Origin of the sequence: Variovorax saccharolyticus (assembly GCF_030316765.1) — a bacterium.
GTDB lineage: Bacteria > Pseudomonadota > Gammaproteobacteria > Burkholderiales > Burkholderiaceae_C > Variovorax > Variovorax saccharolyticus.
In genome coordinates, this window is the sequence record NZ_JASZYT010000002.1 from 194,914 (window position 1) to 221,507 (window position 26,594).

General features: G+C 68.4%; 27 protein-coding genes and 1 tRNA gene. 14 read left to right on the top strand and 14 right to left on the bottom strand.

Features of this window, described 5'->3' with window-relative positions; translation table 11 throughout:
- Nucleotides 1-7: 7 nt before the first annotated feature.
- The 3 genes from QTI45_RS06960 to QTI45_RS06970 are packed head-to-tail and all read right to left on the bottom strand — an operon-like array spanning nucleotide 8 to nucleotide 5,844.
- Complete coding sequence (locus QTI45_RS06960; RefSeq protein ID WP_286371003.1) at nucleotides 8-1,417, bottom strand: efflux transporter outer membrane subunit; 1,410 nt, start codon at nucleotides 1,415-1,417, stop codon at nucleotides 8-10.
- Nucleotides 1,410-4,571 (bottom strand): efflux RND transporter permease subunit, encoded by a 3,162-nt coding sequence (locus QTI45_RS06965; RefSeq protein WP_286371004.1) that lies wholly within the window; start codon nucleotides 4,569-4,571, stop codon nucleotides 1,410-1,412. The genes QTI45_RS06960 and QTI45_RS06965 overlap by 8 nt, the downstream gene beginning before the upstream one ends.
- 13 nt (nucleotides 4,572-4,584) lie before the next feature.
- A complete protein-coding gene (locus QTI45_RS06970) occupies nucleotides 4,585-5,844 on the bottom strand; it encodes an efflux RND transporter periplasmic adaptor subunit (RefSeq protein WP_286371005.1) in 1,260 nt (419 codons plus the stop codon).
- Between the two features lie 167 nt (nucleotides 5,845-6,011).
- Here QTI45_RS06970 and QTI45_RS06975 point away from each other — a divergent pair, with 167 nt between their 5' ends.
- On the top strand, nucleotides 6,012-6,650 hold the full coding sequence (locus QTI45_RS06975; RefSeq protein ID WP_286371006.1) for a TetR family transcriptional regulator: 639 nt from the start codon (nucleotides 6,012-6,014) through the stop codon (nucleotides 6,648-6,650).
- 40 nt (nucleotides 6,651-6,690) lie between these two features.
- Nucleotides 6,691-6,765 (top strand) — tRNA-Arg (locus QTI45_RS06980).
- 87 nt (nucleotides 6,766-6,852) lie between these two features.
- Here QTI45_RS06980 and QTI45_RS06985 read toward each other — a convergent pair.
- Nucleotides 6,853-7,653, bottom strand: coding sequence for a DUF3943 domain-containing protein (locus QTI45_RS06985; RefSeq protein ID WP_286653871.1), 801 nt, complete (start codon nucleotides 7,651-7,653; stop codon nucleotides 6,853-6,855).
- Between the two features lie 72 nt (nucleotides 7,654-7,725).
- Nucleotides 7,726-9,399, bottom strand: coding sequence for a hypothetical protein (locus QTI45_RS06990; RefSeq protein ID WP_286653872.1), 1,674 nt, complete (start codon nucleotides 9,397-9,399; stop codon nucleotides 7,726-7,728).
- A 332-nt stretch (nucleotides 9,400-9,731) separates the two neighbouring features.
- Here QTI45_RS06990 and QTI45_RS06995 point away from each other — a divergent pair, with 332 nt between their 5' ends.
- From QTI45_RS06995 to QTI45_RS07010, 4 genes are all read left to right on the top strand, one after another.
- Nucleotides 9,732-10,106, top strand: a complete 375-nt coding sequence (locus QTI45_RS06995) for a DMT family transporter (protein ID WP_286371010.1) — start codon at nucleotides 9,732-9,734, stop codon at nucleotides 10,104-10,106.
- Nucleotides 10,107-10,149: 43 nt separating this feature from the next.
- On the top strand, nucleotides 10,150-11,574 hold the full coding sequence (locus QTI45_RS07000) for a UbiA family prenyltransferase (RefSeq protein WP_286653873.1): 1,425 nt from the start codon (nucleotides 10,150-10,152) through the stop codon (nucleotides 11,572-11,574).
- Nucleotides 11,575-11,661: 87 nt separating this feature from the next.
- On the top strand, nucleotides 11,662-12,267 hold the full coding sequence (locus QTI45_RS07005) for a hypothetical protein (RefSeq protein ID WP_286653874.1): 606 nt from the start codon (nucleotides 11,662-11,664) through the stop codon (nucleotides 12,265-12,267).
- A 119-nt stretch (nucleotides 12,268-12,386) separates the two neighbouring features.
- Nucleotides 12,387-13,292 carry a LysR family transcriptional regulator gene (locus QTI45_RS07010; protein ID WP_286653875.1) on the top strand — a complete coding sequence of 302 codons (906 nt, stop codon included), beginning with the start codon at nucleotides 12,387-12,389 and terminating at the stop codon, nucleotides 13,290-13,292.
- Here the strand turns inward: QTI45_RS07010 and QTI45_RS07015 are convergent.
- The gene (locus QTI45_RS07015) at nucleotides 13,252-13,683 is read right to left on the bottom strand and encodes a VOC family protein (protein ID WP_444813254.1); all 432 of its coding nucleotides are present in this window, start codon (nucleotides 13,681-13,683) and stop codon (nucleotides 13,252-13,254) included. The two genes, QTI45_RS07010 and QTI45_RS07015, sit on opposite strands and share 41 nt — an antisense overlap.
- Nucleotides 13,684-13,839: 156 nt before the next feature.
- Between QTI45_RS07015 and QTI45_RS07020 the strand changes: the two genes are divergently transcribed.
- Nucleotides 13,840-14,415, top strand: a complete 576-nt coding sequence (locus QTI45_RS07020) for a flavin reductase family protein (protein WP_286653877.1) — start codon at nucleotides 13,840-13,842, stop codon at nucleotides 14,413-14,415.
- Between the two features lie 14 nt (nucleotides 14,416-14,429).
- On the opposite strand, the gene QTI45_RS07025 is transcribed toward QTI45_RS07020, so the two are convergent.
- On the bottom strand, nucleotides 14,430-15,272 hold the full coding sequence (locus QTI45_RS07025; RefSeq protein ID WP_286371016.1) for an alpha/beta hydrolase: 843 nt from the start codon (nucleotides 15,270-15,272) through the stop codon (nucleotides 14,430-14,432).
- Nucleotides 15,273-15,448: 176 nt separating this feature from the next.
- On the opposite strand from QTI45_RS07025, the gene QTI45_RS07030 reads away from it, so the two are divergent.
- On the top strand, nucleotides 15,449-15,823 hold the full coding sequence (locus QTI45_RS07030; protein ID WP_286653878.1) for a hypothetical protein: 375 nt from the start codon (nucleotides 15,449-15,451) through the stop codon (nucleotides 15,821-15,823).
- A gap of 22 nt (nucleotides 15,824-15,845) precedes the next feature.
- Here QTI45_RS07030 and QTI45_RS07035 read toward each other — a convergent pair whose 3' ends face one another.
- On the bottom strand, nucleotides 15,846-16,712 hold the full coding sequence (locus tag QTI45_RS07035; RefSeq protein WP_286653879.1) for a lipase family protein: 867 nt from the start codon (nucleotides 16,710-16,712) through the stop codon (nucleotides 15,846-15,848).
- 84 nt (nucleotides 16,713-16,796) lie between these two features.
- Entirely contained in the window at nucleotides 16,797-17,129 is a 333-nt protein-coding gene (locus QTI45_RS07040; RefSeq protein WP_286653880.1) for a c-type cytochrome, read from the bottom strand.
- Between the two features lie 84 nt (nucleotides 17,130-17,213).
- On the opposite strand from QTI45_RS07040, the gene QTI45_RS07045 reads away from it, so the two are divergent.
- Together QTI45_RS07045 and QTI45_RS07050 are read left to right on the top strand one after the other, a co-directional pair.
- Nucleotides 17,214-17,582: a hypothetical protein gene (locus QTI45_RS07045; protein ID WP_286653881.1), complete on the top strand. Its 369-nt coding sequence runs from the start codon at nucleotides 17,214-17,216 to the stop codon at nucleotides 17,580-17,582.
- Nucleotides 17,583-17,590: 8 nt separating this feature from the next.
- The gene (locus QTI45_RS07050) at nucleotides 17,591-17,980 is read left to right on the top strand and encodes a hypothetical protein (protein ID WP_286371021.1); all 390 of its coding nucleotides are present in this window, start codon (nucleotides 17,591-17,593) and stop codon (nucleotides 17,978-17,980) included.
- A gap of 19 nt (nucleotides 17,981-17,999) precedes the next feature.
- On the opposite strand, the gene QTI45_RS07055 is transcribed toward QTI45_RS07050, so the two are convergent.
- Complete coding sequence (locus QTI45_RS07055) at nucleotides 18,000-18,620, bottom strand: N-acetyltransferase (protein ID WP_286653882.1); 621 nt, start codon at nucleotides 18,618-18,620, stop codon at nucleotides 18,000-18,002.
- A gap of 329 nt (nucleotides 18,621-18,949) precedes the next feature.
- On the opposite strand from QTI45_RS07055, the gene QTI45_RS07060 reads away from it, so the two are divergent.
- Complete coding sequence (locus tag QTI45_RS07060) at nucleotides 18,950-19,678, top strand: glutathione S-transferase (RefSeq protein WP_286653883.1); 729 nt, start codon at nucleotides 18,950-18,952, stop codon at nucleotides 19,676-19,678.
- A 22-nt stretch (nucleotides 19,679-19,700) separates the two neighbouring features.
- Here QTI45_RS07060 and rsmI read toward each other — a convergent pair whose 3' ends face one another.
- Nucleotides 19,701-20,654 carry a 16S rRNA (cytidine(1402)-2'-O)-methyltransferase gene (gene rsmI, locus QTI45_RS07065; protein ID WP_286371024.1) on the bottom strand — a complete coding sequence of 318 codons (954 nt, stop codon included), beginning with the start codon at nucleotides 20,652-20,654 and terminating at the stop codon, nucleotides 19,701-19,703.
- Between rsmI and QTI45_RS07070 the strand changes: the two genes are divergently transcribed.
- The gene (locus QTI45_RS07070; protein WP_286653884.1) at nucleotides 20,654-21,052 is read left to right on the top strand and encodes a YraN family protein; all 399 of its coding nucleotides are present in this window, start codon (nucleotides 20,654-20,656) and stop codon (nucleotides 21,050-21,052) included. The two genes, rsmI and QTI45_RS07070, sit on opposite strands and share 1 nt — an antisense overlap.
- Nucleotides 21,053-21,116: 64 nt before the next feature.
- Complete coding sequence (locus tag QTI45_RS07075) at nucleotides 21,117-21,752, top strand: SIS domain-containing protein (RefSeq protein WP_286371026.1); 636 nt, start codon at nucleotides 21,117-21,119, stop codon at nucleotides 21,750-21,752.
- Nucleotides 21,753-21,765: 13 nt separating this feature from the next.
- On the opposite strand, the gene QTI45_RS07080 is transcribed toward QTI45_RS07075, so the two are convergent.
- The gene (locus QTI45_RS07080; protein ID WP_286371027.1) at nucleotides 21,766-23,241 is read right to left on the bottom strand and encodes a patatin-like phospholipase family protein; all 1,476 of its coding nucleotides are present in this window, start codon (nucleotides 23,239-23,241) and stop codon (nucleotides 21,766-21,768) included.
- A 197-nt stretch (nucleotides 23,242-23,438) separates the two neighbouring features.
- On the opposite strand from QTI45_RS07080, the gene QTI45_RS07085 reads away from it, so the two are divergent.
- A complete protein-coding gene (locus tag QTI45_RS07085) occupies nucleotides 23,439-24,236 on the top strand; it encodes a BON domain-containing protein (RefSeq protein WP_444813255.1) in 798 nt (265 codons plus the stop codon).
- A 9-nt stretch (nucleotides 24,237-24,245) separates the two neighbouring features.
- On the opposite strand, the gene QTI45_RS07090 is transcribed toward QTI45_RS07085, so the two are convergent.
- Together QTI45_RS07090 and QTI45_RS07095 are read right to left on the bottom strand one after the other, a co-directional pair.
- Nucleotides 24,246-25,166 carry an NAD(P)-dependent oxidoreductase gene (locus QTI45_RS07090; protein WP_286371028.1) on the bottom strand — a complete coding sequence of 307 codons (921 nt, stop codon included), beginning with the start codon at nucleotides 25,164-25,166 and terminating at the stop codon, nucleotides 24,246-24,248.
- A gap of 291 nt (nucleotides 25,167-25,457) precedes the next feature.
- Nucleotides 25,458-26,594 carry a PilT/PilU family type 4a pilus ATPase gene (locus QTI45_RS07095; RefSeq protein ID WP_286653885.1) on the bottom strand — a complete coding sequence of 379 codons (1,137 nt, stop codon included), beginning with the start codon at nucleotides 26,592-26,594 and terminating at the stop codon, nucleotides 25,458-25,460.

The window sequence follows — 26,594 nt, forward strand, 5'->3', positions numbered from 1 at the left end:
GACAGCGTCACTTGGTGGCCCAGCCGCCGCCCAGCGTCTTGTAGAGAACCACCTGGTTCTGCAGCCGCTGCTGCCGGATCTGTGCGGTCGCCAGCTGCGAGGTGAACAGCGAGCGCTGGGCATCCAGCAGGTCGAGCCCGCTGGCGACGCCGCCGCGGTAGCGCATGTCCGACAGCTGGAAGCGCGTCTCCTCGGCCTTGGCCTGGGCCACCAGGGCGCGCAGTTCCTCGTCGTAGGTGGCGCGGCCCGCGAGCGCGTCGGCGACCTCGCGGAAGGCCGACTGGATCGACTTCTCGTACTGCGCCACCGCGATCTTCTGGCCCGCGCGCGCCGAATCCAGGTTGGCCTGGTTGGCGCCTGCATTGAAGATCGGCAGCGTGATCTGCGGCGCGAAGGCCCAGGCCTTCGTGCCGCTGCTGAACAGGTTGGAGAACTCCGAGCTCGTGGTGCCGATCGAGGTGGTCAGCGTGACCCGCGGGAAGAAGGCGGCGCGCGCGGCGCCGATGTTGGCGTTGGCCGCGATCAGCTGCTGCTCGGCGGCGCGGATGTCGGGCCGCTCGACCAGCAGGTCGGAGGGCAGGCCGGCCGGCAGCTCCGGCATCGGCGCCAGCGCCTGCAGGCCCTGGGCGCCGCCGGTGATGGTGTCGGGCGGCACCGGCGCGCCGAGCAGCAGCGCCAGCGCATTCTCGTCCTGCAGCCGCAGTCGCTGCTGCTGCGCGTAGGTGGCGCGCGCGGTCTCGGCCTGCGCCTCGGCGAAGCGGAAGTCGATCTCGGAAGCCACGCCGTTGTCGAAGCGCAGCTTGGTCAGCTTGAGCGAGTCGTCCCGCGTCACCATGGTCTGGCGCGTGATCTCGAGCGCCTCGTCGTCGCCCAGCACCGCCAGCCAGCCATTGGCCACGGAGGCGATCAGGCTGATCTGGGTCGCCTTGCGGGCTTCCTCTGTCGCCAGGTACTGGGCCAGCGCGGCATCCTTCAGGCTCGCCACGCGGCCGAAGAAGTCGAGCTCCCAGGCCGTCACGCCCAGCCCCACCGTATAGACGGAGCTCACGCCTTCGCCGGTCAGGGACGGCCGCTGGCGGGTGCCGCTGGCGCTCGCATTGAGCGCCGGGTACAGCGCCGATCGCGTGATCTGGAACTGCGCCCGCGCCTGCTCGATGTTGAGGATCGCCACCTGCAGGTCGCGGTTGTTCGTGAGCGCGAGGTGGATCAGCCGCTGCAGCCGCGGGTCGGTGAAGTAGTCCTGCCAGGCCACGGTCGCGGCCGGCGGCTGGCCGGGCGCGGTCGGTGCCGCCGCCGCGTTGGGGAAGGTGGCCGGCACCGGCGCCGCCGGGCGCTCGTAGGTCGGGATCAGCGAGCAGCCCGCCAGCATCAAGGCGGCGGCGCCTGCCAGCGCGGTAGTGATGAATCGCTTAGTCATGCTTTGTTTCCTCGATGCCGGCGGCCTGGGCGTGCCGCTTGTCGGCCTCGTGCTGTCGGGCGCTGCCCTTGAAGAATCCGCGGACGATCACGAAGAACACCGGCACGAAGAACACCGCCAGGGTGGTGCCCGTGACCATGCCGCCGAGCACGCCGGTGCCGATCGCGCGCTGGCTCGCCGAGCCCGCGCCGGAGGCGAACACCAGCGGCATCACGCCCAGCCCGAAGGCCAGCGAGGTCATCACGATCGGCCGGAACCGCAGGTGGGCGGCTTCGAGCGCGGATTCGAGCGCGCCCTTGCCCTGCGCCTGCAGGTCCTTCGCGAACTCGATGATCAGGATCGCGTTCTTTGCCGACAGGCCGATGATCGTGATCAGCCCGACCTGGAAGTACACGTCGTTGGAGTAGGCCCGCAACAGGGTCGCCAGCAGCACGCCCAGCACGCCCAGGGGCACCACCAGGATCACCGCCAGCGGAATCGACCAGCTCTCGTACAGCGCGGCCAGGCACAGGAACACCGCCAGGATCGCGAAGCCGTACAGGATGATGGCCTGCGAGCCGGCGAGCTTTTCTTCGCGCGACTGGCCGGTCCATTCGTAGCCGAAGCCGGCCGGCAGCTGGGCTGCGAGCTTCTCCATCTCGGCCATCGCCGCGCCGGTGCTGAAGCCCGGCGCCGCGCTGGCGCTGATGCGCATCGCGGGGTAGCCGTTGTAGCGCACCGTCTGCTGCGCGCCGGTGATCCAGCGCGTGGTCGCGAAGGCCGACAGCGGCACCGGCTTGCCCTGGGCATTGGCCGCGTTCAGCTTGAGCAGGTCGTCGGGCTGCATCCGCGCCGGCGCGTCGGCCTGCACCACCACGCGCTGCAGGCGGCCCTGGTTCGGGAAGTCGTTGACGTAGCTCGATCCGAGCGCGGTCGACAGCGTCGTGTTGATGGCGTCGAAGGTCACGCCCAGCGCATTCGCCTTGTCGCGATCGATGTCGATCTGCAGCTGCGGCGCGTCCTCGAGGCCGTCGGGCCGCGTCTGCGTCAGGATCTTGCTCTGCGAGGCCATCCCCAGCAGCTGGTTGCGCGCGTTGACCAGCGCCTCGTGGCCGGCGCCGGAGCGGTCCTGCAGCCGGAAGGTGATGCCGCTGGCGTTGCCCAGTTCCGGGATCGGCGGCGGGCTCAGCGGGTAGATGAAGGCATCGCGCACGCCCGACAGCGCACCGAAGGCGCGGCCGGCCAGCGCATCGGCCGACTCGCCGGGACCCTTGCGTTCGTGCCAGTCCTTCAGCGTCACGAAGGCGAGGCCGGCGTTCTGGCCCTGGCCCGAGAAGCTGAAGCCCATCACGCCCACCATGCTCTGCACTTCGGGCTGCTTGAGGATGAAGGCCTCGACCTGCTTCATGACGTCGAGCGTGCGCTCCTGGGTCGCACCCGGCGGCAGCTGCACGTTGACGATGATGTTGCCCTGGTCTTCCTGCGGCAGGAAGGAGGTCGGCACGCGCAGGTAGGCGATCACGACGACGCCGATGATCGCGACGTAGATCACCATGTAGCGCAGGGCGCGCCGCAGGATGCGCGACACCATGCCCTCGTAGCCCTTGGCGGTGCGCGTGAAGCCGCGGTTGAACCAGCCGAAGAAGCCCTTCTTCTCGTGGTGGTGGCCGGCTTCCACCGGCTTCAGCAGGGTTGCGCACAGCGCCGGCGTGAGCGACAGCGCCATGAAGGCCGAGAAGCCGATCGAGGCCACCATCACCGCCGAGAACTGGCGGTAGATGTTGCCGGTCGAGCCGGCGAAGAAGGCCAGCGGCACGAACACCGAGATCAGCACCACGGTCACGCCGATGATGGCGCCCGAGATCTGCTTCATCGCCTTGCGCGTGGCCTCCAGCGGTGGAAGCCCTTCCTCGCTCATGATGCGCTCGACGTTCTCGACCACCACGATGGCGTCGTCGACCACGATGCCGATCACCAGCACCATGCCGAACATGGTCAGCACGTTGATCGAGAAGCCCAGCGCCAGCAGCACCGCGAAGGTACCCAGCAGGGCGATCGGGACCACGATGGTCGGGATGATGGTGTAGCGCCAGTTCTGCAGGAACAGGAACATCACCAGGAACACCAGCACCACGGCCTCGACCAGCGTCTCGGCCACCTGCGAGATCGAGATCTTGACGAAGCGCGAGCTGTCGTACGGGATCTCCCACTTCACGCCCTGCGGGAAGAAGCGCGAGAGCTCCTCCATCTTGGCGCGCACCAGCTTGGCCGATTCGAGCGCATTGCCGCTGGGGGCCAGCTGGACGCCGATGCCGACCGCCGGTTCGCCGTTCAGGCGCGCCGAGGTCGAGTAGGCCTGGCCGCCGAGCTCGATGCGGGCGACGTCGCGCAGCCGCACGGCCGAGCCGTCGGTGTTGGCGCGCAGCACGATGTTGCCGAACTGCTCGACATTGGTGAGCTGGCCGTTGACCACCACCGTGGCCGCGATCGCCTGGCCGGCCACGTTCGGCAGGTCGCCGATGGTGCCCGAGGCCACTTGCGCGTTCTGCGCCTTGATGGCGTTGGTGACGTCGGCCGACGACAGGTTGAAGCCCTGCAGTTTCGCCGGGTCGATCCAGACCCGCATCGCCCGCTCGGTGCCGAACAGCTGCGCCTGGCCGATGCCGGACACCCGCTGCAGCTCGGGCACCACGTTGCGTGCCGCATAGTCGCCCAGCGCGATCGGGTCATAGGCCGGGTTGTCGGACGACAGGATCGTGAACAGCAGGAAGTTGGATCGCGACTTGTCGACCCGCACCCCCTGCTGCGTCACCGCCGCGGGCAGCCGCGGCGTGGCGCGCGAGAGCCGGTTCTGCACGTCCACCTGCGCCAGGTCGGCGTCGGTGCCGGGCGCGAAGCTGATCGTGATCGCGCCGGTGCCGTCGGCCTGGGCCACCGACTCCATGTAGATCATGCCGGGCGAGCCGTTCATCTCGCGCTCGATCACCGACAGCACGCTGTCCTCGAGCGTCTGCGCAGAAGCGCCGGGGTAGGCGGCGTTGATGACGATGGCCGGCGGAGCCACCGGCGGGTACTGGGCGATCGGCAGCTGCGTGATCGCGACGCCGCCCACCACGAGGATGAACAGCGCGATCACCCACGCGAAGATCGGACGGTCGATAAAGAACTTGGCCATGCGGGCGGGCTCCTTACTTCGCGGCCGCAGCCGGTGCGGCCGCAGCGGAAGCAGCCGGCGCCGGGGTGGCGGCGCCCTGCGGCCCGGTCCACGGCACCGCCTTCACCGGCGTGCCGGGCGGCATCATCTGCAGCTTCTGGAAGCCGTCGACCATCACCTGCTCGCCGGCCTTCAGGCCGTCGAGCACCACCCATTGGTTGTTCTGGGCGGCGCTGATCTTCACGGTGCGCTTGCTGAGCTTGCCGTCGGCGCCCACCACGGTGAGCGTGTCGCCCTGCTGGGTCCGGGTCACGGCCTGCTGCGGCACGGTGATCGCGTTGGTCGCCTGGGCCTGCTCGAGCCGCACGCGCACGTACAGGCCCGGCAGCAGCTCGCCCTTCGGATTCGGGACCTCGGCGCGCAGCGTGATCTGGCCCGTGGTCTGGTCGACCGTCAGGTCGGAGAACAGCAGCCGGCCGGGCTGCGCGTATTCGGAGCCGTCCTCGAGCACGATGCGCACGCTGGCCGCCTCGCCGCCGGGGGCGTGCTTGAACTGGCCGTCCTGCAGCGCGCGGCGAAGCCGCAGCACCTCGGTGGCGGATTGCGTGAAGTTCACGTACAGCGGATTGATCTGCTGGATCACGGCCAGCGCCGTGGCGTCGCCGCTCTGGCCCACCAGCGCGCCCTCGGTCACCAGCGAGCGGCCGATGCGGCCCGAGATCGGCGCCGTCACGGTGGCGTAGCCCAGGTTGATCTTCGCGGTCTGCAGGGCGGCGCGGCTGACCGCGATGTCGGCCTCGGCGGTCTTCGCCGCCGCCACCGCGTTCAGGTATTCCTGCTTGCTGACCGCATTGGCGTCGACCAGCGGCTTGTAGCGCTGGGCCAGGGCCCGGGCCTGCACCGCATTGGCCTCGGCGCGCTGCAGGCTGGCCTCGGCGCTTTGCGCGGCGGCGGCGTAGGGGGCGGGGTCGATGCGGAACAGCACCTGGCCGGCCTTGACGTCGCTGCCTTCCTGGAACACGCGCTGCAGCAGGATGCCCGCGGCGCGGGCACGGACCTCGGCCACGCGCGTGGATTCGAGCCGGCCCGGAAGCTCGGTCACCAGCCCGACGTTGGTCGGCTTGGCGATCACCACGCCGACTTCGGGCGCCGGATGGGCGCCCGCGCCGCCGGCGCCGTTCTGGCCCTCGCTCTTGCCGCAGGCGGTCAGCGCGAGCAGCATGACGGAGGCGGCGGCCACGGCCGCGAGGCGCGGAGAGAACAACGAATGACGCGAGACATGCAAGTCGGGCATGTGATTCCTTTGAAGGGAGGACAGAAGACGGAGGCGTGACCGCGCGAGTGCCTAAAGCAACGCGGCGATCTTGACTATCGGCAAAAGGCCTCTAGTTTACATACATTCATGGATGTATAGTCGCGACCTTGCCAGGCCGATGGATTTTAGGAAGGGGGTTCAAAAAAATGGTCAGACGCACCAAGGAAGAAGCCCTGGAGACGCGCAATCGCCTGCTCGACGCGGCGGAAGTGCTGTTCCAGGCCCAGGGCGTGTCGCAGACCTCCCTGCAGCAAATTGCGCACCAGGCGGGAGCGACCCGGGGGGCGATCTACTGGCATTTCAAGGACAAGGCCGCGCTCTTCAACGCCATGATGGACCGCGTCACGCTGCCGCTGGAGGCCGAGGTGGCCAGGGCATCGGCAGGCACCGGTGCCGAGCCCATGGACGAGGTCGAGCACCAGATGGTCGAGGCCCTGAAGCTCATGACCACCGACATGCAGGTGCGCCGCGTGTTCGACATCGCGACCCACAAGGTCGAGTACACCCACGACATGGAGTCGGTGCAGCAGCGCCACCTGTCGGCGCGCAACGGCTGCGTGGTCGAGTTCGAGAAGGCGATGGTGGCCGACGCCCGCCGCACCCGCAAGCGGCTGCCCATTCCGGCGCCGGCGGCGGCGCAGGGCCTGCATGCGCTGATCAGCGGGCTGATCCAGAACTGGCTGCTCGACCCGGCTGCCTTCGACCTCGTGGCAACCGGGCGCCAGGCCTTTCGGGTGTACCTCGCGGGGCTCGGATTCACCCGGCCCGCGGGAGACCCTTCCTGATCGGCGATAATGGAGAGCTTCCGATATTCCGGAAGACTTTCTCGCTGTATTTCAACGGATAGAATTCGGCCCTCCGAAGGCTGAGATCCAGGTTCGATTCCTGGCGGCGGGACCAAATCCAAGGCCGGAAGCATGCAAATGCTTCCGGCCTTTTCCATGGGTGCCCCGACCCCGGCATGGCCGGTCCGGCCGCGGCTATCGCCTACCAGCGTACCTGCAGATGGAGGCCCCAGGCCACCGCCCGCGGGCCCGGGCGATGCGGCGCTGGCAGTCGACCCTGGGCATCGGCCAGCGCGGCCGTCGCCCCGGGCCCCGAGGGCCCGATCGGCGCCAGGCTGACTTGCGTCTCGACGCCGAAGATTCGGTCGGTCAGGTCATTGAGCGCGCCCAGGGGGTCGGTGAGAACCAGCGCGACCTGGTCCAGGGTGTCGGGATCGCCCGGCTTCGCCTTGATCGACTCGCGGATGGGCGAGAAAACGTACTCCCCGAGCAGCCAGCCCACCAGCGGCGTGACGATCAGGTCCTGGTACGAAACCGGCTCGAACATGGCCTCGGCCCCGAATTCATAGACCGCCGAAAGCAGCGCCGAGTAGCCCAGGGACTGCCAGCGGTCCAGGCCGCGCTCCCGGGCCCGGATGTAGTACGCCGCACCCCAATAGGGATGGAGCACGTAGTTGACGACATGATCGTCCCGGTCCCAGACCGGGTTCGTGACGTTGTCGCGCCACTTGGAGAAGCTGACGCCGCTGCGGTCGAAATTGGTTTGCTCGGAGGGCATCGCGCTGAGCGCCGCGACCGTCACGGCCTGGTAGCCCACGAAGTACCAGGTGTCGCGCCGGAGGCCCTCCCAGTCCGCAGTCGCGATGACGGCAGGCTCCGGCGGGGCCGGGATGTCGAGAGTCGCATGGTCGTTCCCGGGCGAGGCACAGGAAACCGGCCTCGCGAGCCATGGCAAAAGCGCGAGAACGACAAGAACGGCGAAGGCGAAGGAGCTCCGCGGCATCCAAAAGGATTCGATGCAAGTATGGCAGTCGCGCGTCGATGTGAAAAGGCCGCCGCTTCGGCCCGGTGTGCGCTATGACGACGAGCTGCACCACAGGTAGCCGTCGGTCTTGAGTCTGGGCTTGTATCCGTCGCCGCAGGCTTGCGCCGGGTCTTTCAGTATCACCTCGGGAATCCCATGGGCCTTGGCGTACGCCAGCAGTTGCTCCGGTGAATGCAGCTCACGCAGCGCTTTCCAGCGCGACGACCATTGCGCGTAGAAGCCCGGGTACCACATGACCGCCGCGCCTTCCTTCCAGCTGACCCATAGCCGGCGTTCGGCCAGGGCGACAAACAGGTCGGCCTCGTCGCCGAGCGGGGCCAGATACGGCCCGCTGCCGCCTTCGCGCTTGATCGCTTCGGCCATGGCGCGCCAGCCCGGATCGAGATCGTTGTCGGCACGGACCAGGCTCACGCTTCCCCTGTAGGCGGCCAACGATATGACCACGGTGGCGATCGCGATCATGGCGATCGAAGCCATCGACAGCAGGCGAGGCCGCTCGCCGCCAAGCTTGTCATGCCATCGGGCGAGAAAGCTCCGAATCGCCGGCGCATGCCCAAGGAAGAGCAAGGTGGAGGCGAGCGCAAAGAACAAGCTGTGCGGCAGCACGAACGTTCCGATCGCGACCTGAATCGCCAGAAACTTGTGCAGGCGACTCGATGCGCCGGACATGATCGCCATGAAGGCCATGCTCTGGACGATCAAGCTGGTCGCGGTCAGGACGCCTTCGGATCTCAGCAGGTGCAGATTGAAGATCAGGCGCGCATCCAGAAATTGGGGCGCCGCGCAGCCAGCAAGGAAGATTAGCAGCAGGCAGGCGATGCCCCGGCGCCAGAAGCCCGGATCTCGCAACAGGCCGGAAGCGAACCAGGCGGCGAGAAAGTAGAGGCCGACGCGAATCAAAGACGCCCTCGATGCCGCTTCCACCAGGAAGTGATCTGGAAAATACTCCCCGATGTACTGCTTGTAGCTGAACGGGGTAGCGGCGCCGGTATGGGCGATGGAACTCAGGATCCAGACGGCCACGGGAGCGACGATCAGGAGAAACAACGCGATGGATTGGATCTTGATCTTCGCGGAGCTCCGCCAGAACTCCTCTCCGCGTTGAAAGATGGCCACCGCCAGCATCCACAATGCAACGAAGGCATTGATGTCGAAAGTCAGTGCCAGGGCCACCGAAGCCGAGCGAAATCTCCGGGCCACCAGGCTTCTGAAAGTGAAGAAGATGAGCGGCCATGTGACTACCGAGTGGGTGAAGTAGTCGAGAAACATCTCATGCCGGCCCACCGGTGAATCCGGCATCAGGGCCATCGAGGTGGCCACCAGCGTCGCGGAAATCGTGGCGCCCCACAGACCCAGCCCGCAGGTCTGTGCCAGCAGGAGGAGGGTGTAGACCGAAGCGAACCTGACCACCACGTGGGCAAAAAGAAAGGTCAGGCGCGCATCGAAGGTGTCAACCAGCGCGCGAATCACGGGCCATACCGCAGTCGTGAAATTTTCGAGCGACAGGACGAATGGGTCGGCGGCAAACTCGGGCCGGTCGATGAAACGCATCACGTAGGGAATGTGAAAGACGTTCAGGTTCTTGCCGAACTTGAATCCCGTCAGTTCCAGCGACCACCATGTGATCAGGACAGCCAGGCATGCAATCTGCAGAGGCAAACCGAATCCGCTGCCGTTCGTCGAAGCATGCTTGGAGTGGGTCATGGCGGGGCGATGGGGAATAGTTGACGGACGGGCACCAAGCGCAGGCTCAAATTCCCTGTTTGCATGAAGATACAGGATATTCTTTACATAATGAAACGTTTTGTTTTCAGCTCATGCCAAGGACGCCGGGTGTCCAAGGGTGGCGGCGCTCCCTTTCCGGCACCGGCGGCCGCAGCCACGCAAAGCCCGTGCCGTCGAAATCGCCGGGGAGAGCCAGCGGCGAAACCATCCTCTCGCCGGCCAGTTTGGCCAATCAAAGTGAATCCAATAGTATTATTCGTAACCTGCCGCACTGCACAAAAACGTGGGCGCACCCACCCTGACTGTCTCCAATGAACCTCGGTACTTTCTCGATCATCCTGTCGGGCGTGGTCCTCAATTCGGTAGCCCAACTGCTGCTCAAGGCGGGAGCGAAGGCCATCGGCTCGGTGTCGATGACCAGCAGCGCATCGCTGATGTCGGCGGTGATGGGGGCAGCGACGCAACCCTGGATCGCCTTGGGGCTGTTGTGCTATTTCGTCAGCGCAGGACTGTGGGTCGTCGCGCTCACCCGTGTGGACGTGACCATTGCCTATCCGATGTTGTCGCTCGGCTACGTCATCGCGGCGGTCTTCGCATGGCAGCTGTTCGGCGAGCAACTCACGGCGATGCGTGTGCTCGGCATCCTGATCATCCTGATCGGCGTGGTCGTCCTGGCTCGCAGCTGAGGCGATCCCGGCTCCGTTGGCAGACATTTTCGAGGGAGTTCCATTGGCGTCATCAAGCACACTCTATGTCGACCTGGACGGGTCGTTGATCGCCACCGACCTGCTGCACGAGTCGCTCTTGAGCCTCGTTCGCGTGGAGCCCCTGGCGTTCCTGCATCTGCCCCGGTGGCTGATGCAGGGCAAGGCGGCGCTCAAGCGCGAGCTGGCGTCGCGCGCGGAGATCGATGTCACGACGCTTCCCTACCGTCCGGAGGTGCTCAAGTTCGTGCAGGATGCGCGCGCCGACGGTCGACGCGTCGTGCTGGCCACCGCGAGCGATTCCGGCCTGGCACTCAAGGTGGCGGAGCACCTCGACATCTTCGATGGCGTGCTGGCATCCGATGGCGAACACAATCTGGGTGGCGCAAGAAAGCTCGAGGCCATGCAAGTCGACGCTGCAGGCAAGGATTTCAGCTATCTTGGCGATCGTCCGGTCGACCTCGCAGTCTGGCGCGGTGCGGAAAGCGCAGTGGTCGTCAGCCGCTCCGATGGGCTGGCGCGCCGCGCGGCAAGCGTGACTCGGCTCGATGCACACATCAAGCCGGCAGCCGTGTCGCTCAAGCGGTATCTCTATGCCCTGCGCGTTCATCAATGGCTCAAGAACGTGCTGGTCTTCCTGCCGCTCATGCCGGTCCTGCATGCGCTCGACTGGCGCGTCGTCTTCCACGCCGGCGTGGCCTTCTTCGCATTCGGCCTCATGGCTTCGAGCATCTACGTGCTCAACGACCTGCTCGACCTGAGTTCGGATCGCCGGCACAAGCGCAAGCGGTTCAGGCCTTTCGCCTCCGGCGAGATCTCGGTCCCGACCGGACTGTGGATGTGCGCTGGCCTTTGCTCCGCCTCCCTGCTGCTATCGCTGCTCCTGCTGCCGCCGATGTTCATGGGAGTCTTGCTGATCTACCTGGTGCTGACGACGACGTATTCGTTCTATCTGAAGCGCCGGGCCATCGTCGATGTCTTCTCGCTGGCCGGCCTGTACACCGTGCGCGTGGCGGCTGGCGCGGCGGCCACCGGCCTGCCGCTCTCGTTCTGGATCCTGTCGTTCTCCCTGTTCATTTTTCTCAGCCTGGCGCTGGCCAAGCGCTACGTCGAGCTGTCCGGCACGCCCGCCGAGGTCTATCAGATGACGCAGGACCGCAACTATCACCCGGTCGATCTTCCTCTCGTGCTGTGCGCAGGGGTCGCAGCGGGGCAGATGTCGGCCTTGGTGCTGAGCCTCTATCTCAACGATCAGCAGATGCTCGCGCGCTACAGCAATCCGGCCTTGCTGTGGGTCCTGATCCCCGTGTTCCTGTTCTGGATCATGCGCATCTGGCTCAAGGCCGTTCGAGGCGCGCTGCACGACGATCCGGTGGTGTTCGCGGCGCGCGACTGGGTCAGCCGGCTGGCGCTCGTCATCGGCGCGGCCGCATTGTGGGCAGCGGGTTGAGAGGGGTCGACTGCACTTAAGTGCAAGTGACATTTGGGCTTCGTGCGCGTAAGGTGGCGCCGCTTTCCTCATCAACGCAGGTCCAACATGAACACACTCCGTAGACAGGCATTGCTCGCGGCATGCGCCGCAATCACCCTTTTCGCCGGCACCGCTGCCGCGCAGACGCCGCCCGAGCGCAAGACCATCGAGATCGAGGACGCCCGCGGCCGTGCCGCCGTGCTTTCGGTCACCGGCGAGATCACCGCGGTCGACGTCGCGAACCGCATCGTGTCGATCAAGGGGCCCAAGGGCAACATCAACGACCTGCGGGTGGACCCGGCCGTGAGGAACCTCGAGCAGGTCAAGGTCGGCGACCGCGTGCGCCTGAGCTACCGCGTCGGCATCGCGCTGGCGCTGGTCAAGGGCGGCGACGGCATTCGGGAGCGGGTCGAGACAGAATCCGCAGCGGTGGCCGCGAAGGGCGCCCGGCCGGGTGGCGTCGCCACCTCGCGCACGACCATCGTCGCCAACGTCTTCGCGGTCGACCGCAAGAAGAGCGTCGCCACGCTGCGGGGGCCGAGCGGCCAGCTGGTCGACGTGCATGTGCGCGATCCGCAGGTGCTGCGTGAAGTCAAGGTGGGCGACCAGGTGGTGGCGAACATCACCGAATCCGTGGCCTTGAGCGTCAGGCCGGCCGCCAAGGCGAAATAGGGCGAGCACCCTCCGGGCGCGCCGGCTGCGCCTCGGCGGGCAGTCGGCGGCACGCCTGCATCGATGACGGATATCGATGCATCGTTGACCCGAGCATCGATCCTTGAGATGCTCGCTCGGTGATCAGCGAACTCAAGACCTTCATCGCCGTGTGCCGGCACGGCACCTTCGCGGCCGCGGGCGAGCACATCGGCCTCACGCAGTCGGCGGTCAGCAGCCAGATCAGGCGGCTCGAGGAATCGCTTGGCTTCGCGCTCTTCGACCGCACCGGGCGCTCCGCCACTCTCAACGCCGCGGGCCAGACCACGCTGGCCCGGGCGGAGGAGATCTGCGCCCTCTACGCCAGGCTCGGCGACCCGCCCAGCGACCACTCCACCCGCGGACTGCTGCGCGTCGGGGCCATCGCGTCGGCGCAGCCGACCCTTCTCGCACGCGCGCTCGAAGGATTCCGCAAGGCGCTGCCGCTGGTTCGGGTCCATGTGTCGCCCGGCGTGTCGATGCGCCTGATGGACGAGCTCGATGCCGGCCAGATCGATGCCGCGCTGATCATCCGGCCGCCGTTCGGCACGCTGCCCGACATGAGCTGGCAGCCCCTGGTGCAAGAGCCCTATGTGCTCATCGCGCCGAAGGGCTTGCCCGGCAGGGATTGGCGGCAGCTCATCGAGGCGCAGCCCTTCCTGCGCTATGACCGGGCGTCCTTCGGCGGCCGGATGGTCGAAGCGTTTCTGCGCCGCGAAGGCCTGTCGGTCGACGATGCGATCGAGGTCGACGAAATCGCGGGGCTGATCCATCTGGCGGCGAAAGGCCTTGGCGTCGCTCTGGTGCCGCTGGTCGAGGCGCATCTGCCGCTGCCCGCCGGCGTGCGCGCGGTGTCGCTGGGCGCATCGACTTTCCATCGCGAGATCGGCCTGCTCCAGCGCAAGTCGCGGTCGAGCCCGCCGATCGTCGTGCAATTCGCCCGCAGCCTGCGCGAGGCCGCCGCGGTCAGACGGCGAACAACGCGTCCAGGTTCGCGAACGACTTGAATTCGAGCGCGTTGCCCGAAGGATCGAGGAAGAACATGGTCGCCTGCTCGCCCGGCTCGCCCTTGAAGCGGATGTAGGGCTCGATGACGAAGTCGGTCTTGCGCGCGATCAGCTTGTCGGCCAGGGCCTGCCACTGGTCCATCGGCAGCACGGCGCCGAAATGGCGCACCGGCACGTCGTGGCCATCGACGGGGCTGTGCTGCCGGTGGCCGCATTCGTCGGGGGCCAGGTGCGCCACGATCTGGTGGCCGTAGAAATTGAAGTCGACCCATTCGGGCGCGCTGCGGCCTTCCGGGCAGCCGAGCAATTCGCCATAGAAGGCGCGGGCCTCGGCAATGTCGCGCACGGGAAAGGCCAGGTGGAAGGGGATCGGCGTGGGGGTCGTGGTCATGGATGTCATTGCGGCGCGGTGTGAACGATGCCACGACTCTAAGCAGCGACGCTCATGATCGAAAGCGATATGTTTTCGTGCTCAGCAACACGATTCCCGATGAATCGACCGGGTCGCAGAGCGCGGACAATGGCGGCTGCCTCACGAGATTGCACGATGAACCACTACCTGCCGGTCGCCCTCGAGCATGCGAGCCGCCTCGTCAACCACGGGCCGACCGTGTGGGTGACGAGTGCCGACGGCGCCCGCCGCAACGTCATGGCGGCCGCCTGGTCGATGCCGGTGGAGTTCACGCCGCCGCGCATCGCGGTGGTGATCGACAAGAACACCCACACACGCGAACTCGTGATGGCCAGCGGCGCCTTCGCCATCTGCCTGCCGGGCGCGACGCTCGTCGACCTGACCTACGCCATCGGCAACACGAGCGGCCGCACGCTCGACAAGTTCGCGCACTACGGCATCGAGGCAGGCCGCGGCCCGGTGCTGGGCATGCCTGTTCCGCAGGCGGGCTGCGCCGCCTGGCTCGAATGCCGCCTGATCCGGGAGCCGCATGCCGAGGACGCCTACGACACCTGCTTCGGCGAGGTGGTGGCCGCGGCGGCGGATGCGCGCATCTTTGCCGGCGGGCACTGGCGCTTCAGCGAGCACAACGCCGATCTGCAGACCATCCATCACCTGGGCGGCGGCAACTTCGTGCGCGCCGGCGGTGTTCTGAAGGCCCGGACGGCGTAGCCGCGCCGCAGCCCTCAGGCGCGTGAATCGCGCAGCGGCTCCGGGAGCACGGCCGTCAGCGCGAAGTCGACCAGGTGAAGCCAGGTCGCTTCGAGGCCCATGATGCTGCGGTGGTCGGAGCCGGGGACGGTCTGCACCGAGATCGGCGTCGGCCAGGCGGCGATGAGCTTCTGCGAGCGCTCCGGAAGCACGACATCGTCCTGCTCGGCCAGCAGGACCTGGGTTTTCGCCGCCACCTCCTTGCTGTGGGCCAGGGAGTTGAACTGATGGCGCAGCAACAGTGACAGCGGCACCAGCGGGAAGCGCTTCTTCGCGACTTCCAGCATCGAGTCGTACGGCGTCACCAGCTGCAGGCTGGCGAAATCCTGCCGTGCCACGAGCTGTATCGCCACGCCCGTCCCCAGGCTTCGGCCGACCACATGCAGGCGTGCATGCGGCAAGGCCCGGCGCAGGTGGTTGGCGAACTGGCAGGCGTCGGTGACGGAGGCGATCTCGGAGGGATGGCCTTCCGAGTCCGCCACGCCCCGGTAGTTGAGCGCAGCGAATCCGAACCCCTCCGGCAGCCAGTGCAGCGCCTGCGCCGTGGCGCGGACGTCCTCGCCCCGGCCGGCGAAATAGATGAAGAGGTCCTGCAGCGCGTCCTCGCCCTGGGGGTGGTAGACGTAGCCGCGGACCATCCCGCCGGGCACGGTGTGGGAGTACGTGGAGAAGTCGTCGGACAGGTGGACCACGGGATGCTTGCGGGCGTCGAACAGGATGTGTCCCTGGCGCAGCGCCAGCAGTGACCAGTAGGCCGCGATGCTGCCGAGCGCGGCGGCCGAAGCGGAAAGGGCGACGCGAAACACTTTGGATGACAAGGGGAGCTCCGGGGGGTGGTCGTCGCTCGATGGTAGTCAAGTCGCGAGGCGCCCGATGCCACCGGCCCCCGAGGCGGCGAGCTCCTCCATCGGGGTGAGCCGGGCGCTGGGGCGGCCTGGAAATCCGGCATCGCCTGCCCTAGGCTTCAGGCATCGGTCACTCCCGGGAGGCAGTCATGAGACACACCGGCCAGCCGTGGTCCGGCGCATTCAGGGCGTTCGCATCGCTCGCGGTGTGCACGCTCGCGACGACCTCGTCCTTCGCGCTCGAAGGCAGCTTCAACCACCCCACCTACAAGAAACTCGCGCGTCTCGACCAGTGCTACGTCTGGGGCCGGTACTGCGGCAAGATGGCCGCCGACACCTACTGTCGTGCGCAAGGCTACGAGCGCTCGCTGCGCTTCGACACCGAGCCGGCGCGCCCGACGCGGCTGGCCTCCGATGGCCGGGTCTGCGATGCCGACTTCTGCGTCGGCTTCAAGAGGATCACCTGCTACACATCGGCGGAGCAGCGGGGCAAGGGCGGCAATTGGCCGCAGCGCATCGACTGAAGGGCCTGCAGCGGGCGCCAGCTCAGATGAAGGCGCGCAGGTAGTTGACCGGCGAATGGTCCGCCAGCGACCGCAGCGGCAGGTCGCCCGGCTCGGCGACGAGTCGCGCGGCGTATCCGGCCTGTCCGGCGATGCGGTCCCTGAGCACGAAGGGGGTGTCCGGGTTCTCGTGCCGCAGGCCGTCCCGGTCGATGTAGAGCAGATGGCCGACGTGGTGGTACGGCGTGATGCGTGGCGGCAGGGTCGGCACGATGTCGGCGCAGTTCACGATGCGGGTCATCGCCTGTGCCGGCAGCGATCCGACGAAGTCCATGTCGCCCACGCGCGGCGAACCGATCGTGATGACGTGCGTGGGTTCGACCAGGGCGGCGAAGATCGTCGCCATGGCGGCGCCCAGGCTGTGGCCGCACAGCAGCAGCCGCCTCCGATGCGAAGCGCCGTTGGCCAGCCACTTCAGCACTTGCGTCTCCAGCGACTCGGCCGCGCGGCAGAATCCCGCATGCACTTGGCCGCCGGCCCAGGGCGCCGGCACGGACGCCAGGTCCGCCATGACGCTCTTCGGTTCGTCGGGCTGGGCGCCGCGGAAGGCGAGCATCGCCAGCCCGTCGCCGGGACGCAGCGATGCGTACGCATAGGCGCCCGTGGCGAGGTCGAAAAAAGTGGCAGGCGCGCCAAAGCCCGCCAGCTGCAGTGCCTCCCCCAGCCGGCGTGATTCGCCCGCATCGGATTCGGCGCGCAGGTAGGCCAGCCGCGCCGCCTCGACCGCGAGCCCCGAGAGCGTGAGCGTCGTGCCCTCTCCGAATACCGTCGGCCGCCTCTCCGGATGATTCAGTGCGTCGCGGGATGCGTCGTATTCGATGGATACCTGCGCATCGGCCCCGCTGCTCATCGCTTCCCCTCTGTTGTGCTGAGGGCATTGTGGTCTGGCTCGATGGCGGACCGCCTCATCAATGGGGGGGAGGTCCGGGGCGCTTCACGGCGGCGGCTGCACCAGCACCCATTGCGCGAGCAGCTTCGCCTGTGCTTCGCTCAGCTGCGACTGCCGCGGCATGATGACGCGGCCCCAGGTGCCGACGCTGCCGTCGCGGATCCGGCCGGCGAGCCGGCCCGGCGCCGTGGGGTCGTCGCGATAGCGTTCCGCCACTTGCGCGAAGCCCGGGCCGACCTGCTTGTGGACCATGCCGTGGCAGGCCATGCAGCCGTTCTTGCGCGCCAGGGCCTGCACCAGCACCGGGTCCTGGGCCGAAGCCGGGCCGGAGAGCAGCAGCAGTAGCCCGGCCAGGATCTGGACTGTCGTCAAGCGCATCGGCCTGGATTCTGCGCCATCGCGACCCTGGAAACAGGGTGAACACGCCCTTAAGATGATCGGCCCGCCCAAGGAGCACCAGACATGCATCGACTCAAGGCTTTGGCAGCGATCGGATTCCTCTTCATGGGACAGGCCGCGATGGCGCAGGCGCCCGCCGTGGCGGACGATGCCTCGACGCTCTCGTGCGCCGACTTCAACGCCGCGGCATCCCAGGTGCTGCCGGGCGCGAACGCCTCGGAGGCGCGGCGGCGGCGGGCCATCGAGGCGCAGGACTACCTCGGCAACGGCATGGTGTGGCTGCACGGCTACCTCACCGGCCGCAACGGGCCCGCGATCGGCAAGCTGACGCGCGAATGGATCAGCACCCAGGTCGCCCGGCTCGGCAAGGAATGCGCCGCCGCCGCCGATCCGGCAGCCACGCGCATCGTCGACCTGGTGCAAAAGCCATGAGCCCACCCATGAGCACTGGCAAGGCCCTGCGGGCCCTGGCCATGGTGGCGCTGGTGCTCGCAGCGGGCACGGCCGACGCGCAGCGCCACGGCTCGCGGCATCGCCCGCCGCCCCATCACTGGAACAGCGGCTGGAACAACAACCACTGGAACAACGACTGGCACAACCGGCGCGACGCGCAGCGTGCCGGCGTGGTGACGGGCGTGGTGGCCGGCGGAATCGCGGGCTCGGCGGAGCGCAACCGGGCCGACCAGCGCCATGCCGACTGCCTCTGGATCACCGGCAACACCTGGGAATGCGACCGCCGCCGCTGGGATGACGAGATGCGCGCGCGCGACCGCGCACGCCGCACCGGCGTGGTCGCGGGCGTGGCCGCCTACGCGATCGTGCGCAACTGATTCCCGGCGCCGCACGCGCTCAGCGCATCCCGGCGGCCGCCGAGAACTTGCCGAGCGTCCAGCCGCGGCCCAGCAGCAGCATGCGCGTGTGCAGGTCGCCCAGCACTTGCGGCGAGATCTCGGGGCCCAGATAGGTCAAGGTCTTGTCGCGCAGGTCGACGTAGCCCAGCTCGTACTGGGCGGCGAGCTTGTGCCACAGCGCATGGGCGGCAGGCGACTGGCGCGCACCGGTGAGCATGCACAGGCCCGCATCCAGCCCCCAGCGATAGATGGCGGTGGCCAGCCCGCGCCGCTGGTACTGCGGGTCGTACTTGGAGTGCGGGGCGCGCACGTAGCGGTCGGCGCGCCGATGCACTTCGATCAGGCGGTTGAAGACCGTGTAGCCGGCCAGCTGCCGGCGGCGGACGTCCTCGACATAGACATAGAACTCGCCATCGGCCTCGCGATGGCGGATCACCAGGTCGGGGTCGTCCAGCGGAATCCGCGGAATGCCGTGCAGCCGGTCGCCCGGCTTGCGGATGCGGTCGTAGATGGAAGCGATCTCGCCGTCGAGCCTCTTGGGGCCATGGTGGACGTCGATGCGCAGTTCCGTGAGTCGCGACAGCCAGGGTGGCAGCGCGAGGGGCAGCGTGAGGATCACGAGGAGCTTCTCCGGTCGAACGCGAACCGGCCCCCGGGGAGGCGGTCGCTGATGCGCGGCTGGGATGCCCGGCGGTCGAGGTTCGCGCTGAAAGGGGAAGAAGCGGACTGCCGGGCCTAGGAATCTGCGGCCGGCTGGAGGTCCGGCAACAGGGCACGCGACGCGCGGCGCGCGCACGCGGCCGCGATCGCCGCGCGAGGCGGGATCGTGGCGGCGGGCCGCAGCAGGCGAAGGGTGGCCGAAGCAAGCATGGGGCCGGAGTTTAGCGGCCGCTGCGGCGCTCGGCCCCGTATGCTTGGAATCCCCCCAAACCTTCATCCGGAGGACGCTTGGCCTATCAGCTCCACTACTGGCCCACGATCCAGGGTCGCGGCGAATTCGTGCGTCTCGCGCTCGAGGCCGCCGGCGCCGCCTACGTCGACGTGGCGCGCGAACCGCCCGCGAAGGGCGGCGGCGAGTCGCGCCTGGGCCGCCGGCTCGACGATCCGGACAATCCCCGCCCCGCGTTCGCGCCGCCCTTCCTGGTCGACGGCGACATCGTGGTCGGCCAGACGGCGGCGATCCTGCTGTACCTCGGGCCGCGGCTCGGGCTGGCCGGCGTGGGCGAGGCCGACGGCCTCTGGACGCACCAACTGCAGCTGACCATTGCCGACTGCGTGGCCGAAGCGCACGACACGCACCACCCCTTGTCGACCGGGCTCTACTACGAGGACCAGCGCGAAGCGGCGCTGGCCCGCGCCAAGGCCTTCAGGGAGGAGCGAATTCCGAAATTTCTTGGTTGGTTCGAGAAAATTCTGAAGCGCAATCCGGCCGGCGACTTGCACCTCGTCAGCAACGTCCTGACCTACGCCGATCTCTCGCTGTTCCAGCTGGTCGCGGGGCTGCGCTATGCATTCCCCACGGCCGCCGCCCGTGCGCTGGCCGACGCGCCGGCCGTCGCGAAGCTGCATGCCAATGTGGCCCGCCGGCAGCGCATTCACGACTACCTTCACAGCTCGCGGCGGATCGCCTTCAACGAGGACGGCATCTTCCGCGCCTACCCCGAGCTCGACGGCTGATGCCAGCGGGTCGGCGGTCGCGCTACGGGGCGACGGCCTCGTCCCCGTCCCCGTCCTTGCGCAGGCGCAGCGCGGCTTCGTAGAGTGCGTTGCGCGGGGCGCCGCTGATCTCGGCCGCGACGCGTACCGCGCTCTTCACCGGCAGCTCGGCCAGCAGCAGGCGCAGCACGCGCTCGCCCTCGGCACCGTCGTCGACCGCCGCGGACCGGGGGTGCAGCACCAGCGCGAATTCGCCGCGCGTCCGGTCGCGGCTGGCGGCGAACCAGTCGGGCAGGGCGGCGGCGGCGACGGTCGCGATCTCCTCGAACTGCTTGGTGAGCTCGCGGCCGACCGTGACCTTGCGCTCGCCCAGGCTGGCCAGCGAGCGTGCCAGCGCCTCGATGCGGTGCGGCGCCTCCAGCAGCACCACGCTGCGCGGCTCGTCGGCCAGCCGCAGCACCGCGGCATCGCGCTCGCCGGCCTTGCTCGCCAGGAAGCCGGCGAACACGAAGCCGCTGCCCGGATCGCCGGCGGCGACCAGGCCGGCGGCGCCGACCAGCGTCGTCACGCTGCTGGCGCCCGGCAGCGGCAGCACGCGATGGCCGGCCTCACGCACTGCGGCCACCAGCCGCGCACCCGGGTCGCTCACGCCCGGCGTGCCGGCGTCGCTGACATAGGCGATGCGCTCGCCCGCGGCCAGCCGGGCGATCACCGACTGCGCCGCCTCGCTCTCGTTGTGCTGGTGCAGCGCCAGCAGCTGCGCGCCCGGGCGGTCGATGCCGTAGGCCCTCAGCAGGCTCTGCGTGTGGCGCGTGTCTTCGCAAGCGACCGCATCCACCAGTTGCAGGACGTGCAGCGCGCGCAGCGTGATGTCCGCCAGATTGCCGATCGGTGTCGCGACCACGTAGAGCGTGGCCTGCGGATAATGCTGCGAACCCGCGGCATCGCGGGCGGCGAGCAGGGCGGCGCCGAACGAGGCGGGAGCGATGGAAGTCAATGGCTTATCTCCAGAACAAGGCAGCAGGGCGGGCATCGCTGGCGACGACCAAGCAGCGTGGTGACGCGGCCGAGGACGCCGCACTCGAGCACCTGCAGGCGGCCGGCCTCGGGCTGGTCGCGCGCAATTATCGAACCCCGGGGCGCGGCGGCGGCGAGATCGACCTGATCATGCGCGATCCGCGCGACGGCACGCTGGTCTTCGTCGAGGTCCGGGGCCGTTCCAGTGCGACGCACGGCGGCGCCGGCGGCAGCATCACCGGCGTGAAGCAGCGCCGCATCATCTTCGCGGCGCGGCACTACATCAGCCGCCTGCGCGTGCTGCCGCCATGCCGCTTCGATGTCGTGCTGGTCGAGGAGCGCATCGACTGGATCGCGGGCGCTTTCGACGCCGGCTGAGCGGGCGCTCCTCACGTTTTGTTTCAGTCGCTCCGCGTGGACCCGCAGTTATCATCCGGGCCAAATGCTAGAGCAACGGATTCAGCAGCACTTCATCGACAGTGCGGACCTCAAATACCAGGCCGGGCCCTTGCTCGGCAAGCCCATCTCGCAAGCCATGCAGGCCCTGCTGGCCTGCGTCACCAGCGGCGGCAAGATCCTCGCCTGCGGCTCCGGCGTGTCCGGTCTGCTGGCCGCCCAGTTCGCGGCCCAGTTCGTCGGCCGCTTCGAACGCGACCGTCCCGAACTGGCTGCGATCGCGCTGCCCGGCGATCCCGCCGATCCTGCCGCCGACACGGCCGAAGCCCTGGGCGCCGATCGCTTCGCGCGCCAGGTGCGCGCGCTCGGCCAGGCCGGCGACGTACTGCTGGCGCTGAGCGTCAGCGGCCAGTCGGCCGCCGTGCTGGCCGCCGTCGAGGCCGCGCATGCGCGCGACATGACGGTGGTGGCGCTGCTCGGCAATGCCGCTCCCTCGGGCAGCAGCACCGGCGGCGCGGTGGGGCGCGCGCTGCGCGAGACCGACGTCCAGGTCTGCGTGCCGCACGAGCGCGCGGCGCGCATCCACGAGGTCCACCTGCTGGCGCTTCACTGCCTGTGCGACGGCGTCGATGCGCAACTGCTCGGCGACCAGGACAGCGACTCCTCCCTGCTGGCCGCCTGAATCCGGGCGCAGGCTACTGCGCCGCGGCAGCGCCCTTGGCCGGCGCGCCGCCGATGCGCTGGAGCAGTTCGCGATAGGCCGGCGATTCGCGCAGCAGCCGGCCGCCCAATGCGCGCAGCCGGTCGACTTCGTCTTCCGACAGCACGAAGCTGGTCGGCAGGTCCATGAAGTAGCGCCGCTCCTTCGGGTCCTCGATGGCATCGAAGCTGACGTCGATGGCGTCGAAGCGCAGCTTCGGCACCGAGGCCTCGGCCTCGGCGCGCGACTTGCCCGAGAGCCGGAGCTCGGCGACTTCGAGCTCGCGCTTGTCGGCCCAGCGCTGCGCGATGTCCTTCAGCAGTTCGACCGACTCGTAGGAGAAGTGGTCGATCGGCACGCTCGACGATTGCAGCAGCTGCGAGAGGATGCCGGGCGCGCGCGCCCGCCGGTCCCAGTCGGTGGCCGGCGCCGAGCGCGAGTTGACCACCACGACCACGATGCGCTGGATCGACGACAGCCCCACTTCGCGCTGGAAGTTCGGACTGGCTTCGAGCTCCTCGAGCGCCTCGAGCAGGCCGCGCAGGCCCAGGTTGTCGGACACGCCGCCATCGACCACGTGCAGGTACGGCCGGTTCCTGCTGTCCTCGAAGCTCTGGATGTCGCGGTAGCGCAGCAACGCCCGGCCGGCGGGGCGCTCGGGGCCGCCGGGCTTGGTGACGTCCTGCACCCAGGCCGGCATGGTGGCGCCGCAGTTGCCGCCGTAGTTGTAGTAGGTGACCGGCGACAGCACGGCGGGCACGGCCGAGGAGGTGGCTGCGGCCCGGGCCAGGCGCACCGTGCCGAGGTCGGAGCACAGCAGGTCGAAGTGGTCCTGCGAGAACGGGAAGCGGGCCCCGGTCGACAGGTCGGTGCCGGTGACCGCGGTCACGGGGGTCGGCTGCTTGAGCAGGTCGGCGAAGGTGGCGCCGTTGAAGAGGATCTCGTCGTAGTAGTCGGCCGCCAGCTCCGAGCGGCCGTAGAGGCCGCTGCCGAGGTTGAACCAGTTGAGCGGATTGAGCGCGCGCCGGGTCAGCGTGCCCTGGACGTCGCGCTTCAGGAATCGCGGCTCGTACTCGGTGAACAGGCGGTCGCCGTAGAGCGCGTAGGCGAGCGCGGTGAAGCTGCCGCCCGAAACGCCGGCGATCGCATCGACCTCGGCCAGCAGGTTGCGCTGCACGCCCTGCACCACGATGTCGGTGCGCCGCAGCTCCTCGAGCACCCCATAGGAAAACGCCGCCGCGCGCGTGCCGCCGCCCGAGAAGGTGAGCAGAAAGATCGTCTGCGGGTCGTTCTTGACGCCTTCGTGCGTGCGCTTGAGCAGACGGTTGACGCGATAGCCGTTGTCCAGGTCCACCTTCGCGATGGGCGGGTTCACCGGGGCCAGCGCATTGCAGCCGGCCAGCAGCATCGCCATCGCCAGGGAGCCGGCCATCCGGCGCAGGACCGGCGATCGGGCGATCAAGTGATTCACGTTGAGTTCCTTGCTGGATCGGGTGGTCGTCGATGCCGGCCACAACCCATGCAACATGTGCGCCATCGACCGCAGCAAATTGTAGGCAAGGGCCGCGACACGCCGTGGCGGCCGGCATCGATGACAGGCGGTAACGGGAGGGCGAAAACCCTGGGCTAAACTCGCCGCGCACACAACGCACAGGAAGGCCCGCACCCATGAAGACCACATCCACTCAACGCATCGCGATGGCTCTGACTGCAGGCGCCGTACTGGTTGCCGGCCTCACAGCCTGCGTGCCGCTGGTGGTGGGCGGGGCGGCGGCGGCCGGTGTCGGCATGGTGGCGACCGATCGCCGCAGCTCGGGCGCGCAGGTCGACGACCAGGCGATCGAGCTGCGCGCCGGTGCCCGCGTGCGCGAGATCGCCAACGACCAGATGTACGTGAGCGTGACCAGCTTCAACCGCCAGGTGCTGCTGACCGGCACGGTCGGCAGCGAGGCCGACAAGCGCCGCGTCGAAGACGTGGTGAAGCGGGTCGACAACGTGCGCTCCGTGGTCAACGAGCTGGTGGTCGGGCCGCCGACCAGCTTCCAGGAGCGCTCCAACGACACCTTCATCACCGGCAAGGTCAAGGCCTCGCTGCTCGATGCCAAGGACATCTTCGCCAATTCGTTCAAGGTCGTGACCGAGCGCGGCACGGTCTACCTGCTGGGCATCGCGACCCGCCGCGAGACCGATCGCGCAACCGATATCGCGCGTGGCGTCTCGGGCGTCACGAAGGTGGTGCGCGTGGTCGAGATCGTCAGCGAAGCGGAGTTGCAGAACCAGCTGCAGCAGCAACAGCAACAGCAGCAGCCCCAGGGCCAGCCGGGCGGCACCGGCGCACCCGCGGGCAGCAGCGCACCGGCCTCGCGCTCGAACGTGCCGCTGCCGCCGATGGAGCCGCTGCCCCCGCTGCCGTCGTCCTCGACGCCACCGGCCAGCGGCGGCGTCACGACCTCGCCGGTGCGCTGAAGCGAAGCCCTACTTCAATCTAGTGATCAGGCTGGAAGTGTCCCAGCGCTTGCCGCCGGCCTGCTGCACGTCGGCATAGAACTGGTCGACCAGCGCGGTCACCGGCAGCCGGGCGCCGTTGCGCTTGGCCTCGTCGAGCACCAGGCCGAGGTCCTTGCGCATCCAGTCGACCGCGAAGCCGTAGTCGAACTTGCCTTCGATCATGGTCTTGCCGCGGTTGTCCATCTGCCAGCTCTGGGCGGCACCCTTGCCGATCACGGCCAGCACCTCGTTCATGTCGAGCCCGGCGCGCTGGCCGAAGGCGATGGCCTCCGACAGGCCCTGCACCAGCCCGGCGATCGCGATCTGGTTGACCATCTTGGCGAGCTGGCCGGCGCCGCTCTCGCCGAGCAGGGTGACGGCGCGCGCGAAGGCGGCGATCACCGGCTTGACCTTGTCGAAGGTGGCCGAGTCGCCGCCGCACATCACGGTCAGCGCGCCGTTCTGGGCGCCGGCCTGGCCGCCGGAGACCGGGGCGTCGATGAACTGCAGGCCGCGTTCCAGCGCGGCCTTCGACAGTTCGCGCGCCACATCGGCCGAGGCCGTCGTGTGGTCGACGAACACCGCGCCGGGGGCCATGCCCGCGAAGGCGCCGTTCTCGCCGAGCACCACGGAGCGCAGGTCGTCGTCGTTGCCGACGCAGCAGAACACGATGTCGGCATTGGATGCGGCGCCGCGCGGCGTGGCCGAGTGGCTGACCGAGGCCGGGGCCTGCGGCTTGAATTCGGCTTCCCAGTCATTGGACTTGCCGGCGCTGCGGTTGTAGACCGTGACGTGGTGGCCGGCCAGCGCGAGATGGCCGGCCATGGGGTAGCCCATCACGCCAAGGCCGAGGAAGGCGACCTTCTGCGAAGGGATGGAATCGTAGGTTTTGGGGTTGAGGCTGCTCATATGGGGGGGTACTTTAGCTCGCCCCCAGGTTGCCCGGCACTTCGTGTCCGGGCGCCCACCCCCTGCCGGGGGCAACACCAGCGGCCCGGCGAAGCCGGTTCCGCGGTGTTTCACCAACGGGCTTGGCTGCGCCGGCCGGTGAATGCAGGCGCGGTGGTTGTTCTTCGGCGGCGCGCAGCGCTCGCCCGTTGGTGGGCAGTCGCGGAACCGGCTTTGCCGGGCCGCTGACTGCGCCCCCGGCAGGGGGTGGGCGGGCTACACGCAGTGAGCCCAACCTGGGGGCGAGTCAATTCACACGATCGCGAAGTGCTCGGTGCCCGCCGAGAGGTCGGTGGTGCGCGCGCGCTGGCTGTTGAGCTTGATCTGCAGCCGCAGGTCGTTGGCCGAGTCGGCGTTGCGGATCGCGTCGTCGAAGCTGATCGCGTTGCCCTCGAAGAGGTCGAACAGCGCCTGGTCGAAGGTCTGCATGCCCAGGTTGCGGCTCTTCTTCATGATCTCCTTGATCTCGCCGACCTCGCCCTTGAAGATCATGTCGGCGATCAGCGGCGTGTTCAGCAGGATCTCGACCGCGGCGATGCGGCCGTGGCCGTCCTCGGTCGGGATCAGCCGCTGCGAGACCAGCGAGCGCAGGTTCAGCGACAGGTCCATCAGCAGCTGGGCGCGGCGCTCCTCGGGGAAGAAGTTGATGATCCGGTCGAGCGCCTGGTTGGCGCTGTTGGCGTGCAGGGTGGCCATGCACAGGTGGCCGGTCTCGGCGAAGGCCACCGCGTGCTCCATCGTCTCGCGGTCGCGGATCTCGCCCATCAGGATCACGTCGGGCGCCTGGCGCAGCGTGTTCTTGAGCGCCGCCTCCCAGCTGTCGGTGTCGATGCCGACCTCGCGCTGCGTCACCACGCAGTTCTTGTGCGGGTGCACGAACTCGACCGGGTCCTCGACCGTCACGATGTGGCCGTAGGAGTTCTCGTTGCGCCAGTCGATCATCGCCGCCAGCGTGGTCGACTTGCCCGAGCCCGTGGCGCCGACCAGGATGGTCAGGCCGCGCTTGGTCATCGACACGTCCTTGAGCACCTGCGGCATGCCGAGGCCGTCGATGGTCGGCAGCTTGGCCGGGATGGTCCGCAGCACCATGCCGACCTTGCCCTGCTGCACGAAGGCATTGACGCGGAAGCGGCCGATGCCGGTCGGCGAGATCGCGAAGTTGCACTCCTTGGTGCGCTCGAACTCGGCCGTCTGGCGGTCGTTCATGACCGAGCGCGTGAGCGCCAGCGTGTGCTGCGCGCCGAGGGCCTGGGCCGACACCTTGGTGACCTTGCCGTCGACCTTGATCGCCGGCGGGAAGTCGGCCGTGATGAACAGGTCGCTGCCGTTGCGGCTCACCATGAGCTTCAGCAGGTCGTTGATGAACTGGCTGGCTTGATCGCGTTCCAT